The following is a 1,313-nucleotide window of genomic DNA, read 5'->3' on the forward strand; positions in this document are numbered from 1 at the left end:
GAGTAGCCCACCGTCGCCACACAGCGCATGGTGGCCACGATGATCCGCTGGCGGGTCTCCTCACCGCTGGCGCCGACGGGGCGTCCCCGCTGCGCCCGCGTCACCGTGTTCTCCGCACTCGCGCGTCCCGTCCGCAGGCTCTCGGCGCCTGACAGTGTCGAATATAATCGAGTGATCGATTTATTCGGGGTTCGTGCGGAGGTGCGCGGTGCGTGAGGGACGGGACGGCGGCGCGTGCCGTCCCGCATGAGCGCCCGGCCCTCGCGATTGGGGCGCCCGGTGGGCGCCGACGGCGAACAGACCCGCACGCGCATCATCACCGCGGCGATGCGCACTGTGGCCGAGATGGGCTACTCCCGCACCACGATTCGCGAAATCGCCCGCGCCGCCGACATGACGAGCGGCAGCCTGTACCACTACTTCCCGAACAAGTCCGAATTGCTGGGCGCGGCCGTCGAGGACATCGAGCGGATCGCGGCCCCCCGGCTGCGGGACGCGGCCGCACAGGCCGACGACGTGGTCGAACGGCTGGTTGCGGTGTTGGAGGAGGCGAGTCGGATGATGCGCGAGTATCCAGATCTCGCCGCCTTCGAGTGGGTCATCCGCGCCGAAGGAGTGGTCGGCCCCGATCGGCACATGGACGGGGGAACGGGATTTCAGGCTTTCCGCGAGATCATCGAGGGCGTCGTCGACGACGGCTACCGGCAGGGCGAACTGTCGCGGCCTTCCGATCGGGACAGCGTCGTCGAGGCCCTCTACGCGCTCATCTACGGGTTGGTCGAGTTGGGGGCCACGTCGCCGCCGCGCGATTATCACGCCGCGCTCGACTCGGCCAAGAAGATGATCAGCGGAACGTTGTTCGCCGGCGGGCGCGGATAGCGGCGGGGCCGACACGGCACCGCCTTGATATGATCAAGCGATTGATTATATAGTCGGGCCACGAGAGGACCGGGCCTTGACTGAAACCGTGTCGTTCGACGTCGACGCGCTGCGACGCAAATACGCGGAAGAGCGCGCGCGCCGATTGCGCCCGGACGGCATCGCTCAGTACGTCGAGACGGCGGGGGCATTCGCGCGCTTCGCCGACGACCCCTGGGCAGACGGTGAATTCACGCGCGAGCCGCTGACCGACGAAGTCGACGTCGCGGTGATCGGCGCCGGATTCGGCGGGCTGTTGACGGGGGTGCGGCTGCGTCAGCTCGGCGTCGACAGCGTGCGGCTCATCGACCGGGCGGCCGACGTGGGCGGGACCTGGTACTGGAACCGGTACCCGGGGATTGCCTGCGATGTCGAGTCCTACGTGTACACGGTTG

2 protein-coding genes and 1 pseudogene are annotated in these 1,313 nt (G+C 68.3%); 2 read left to right on the forward strand and 1 reads right to left on the reverse strand.

Annotated features, from left to right (window positions below; all coding sequences use genetic code 11):
• Window positions 1-104, reverse strand: a pseudogene (locus A5691_RS28545) (TetR/AcrR family transcriptional regulator); the annotation flags it as partial.
• Between the two features lie 142 nt (window positions 105-246).
• Here A5691_RS28545 and A5691_RS06615 point away from each other — a divergent pair.
• Together A5691_RS06615 and A5691_RS06620 are read left to right on the forward strand one after the other, a co-directional pair.
• Window positions 247-879 carry a TetR/AcrR family transcriptional regulator gene (locus tag A5691_RS06615; RefSeq protein ID WP_068266489.1) on the forward strand — a complete coding sequence of 211 codons (633 nt, stop codon included), beginning with the start codon at window positions 247-249 and terminating at the stop codon, window positions 877-879.
• 76 nt (window positions 880-955) lie between these two features.
• Window positions 956-1,313: NAD(P)-binding protein (locus tag A5691_RS06620; RefSeq protein WP_156734770.1), on the forward strand; the 358-nt coding region annotated here is incomplete at its 3' end.

The sequence above is a fragment of the Mycobacterium sp. E183 genome (assembly GCF_001667735.1).
Taxonomy (GTDB): domain Bacteria; phylum Actinomycetota; class Actinomycetes; order Mycobacteriales; family Mycobacteriaceae; genus Mycobacterium.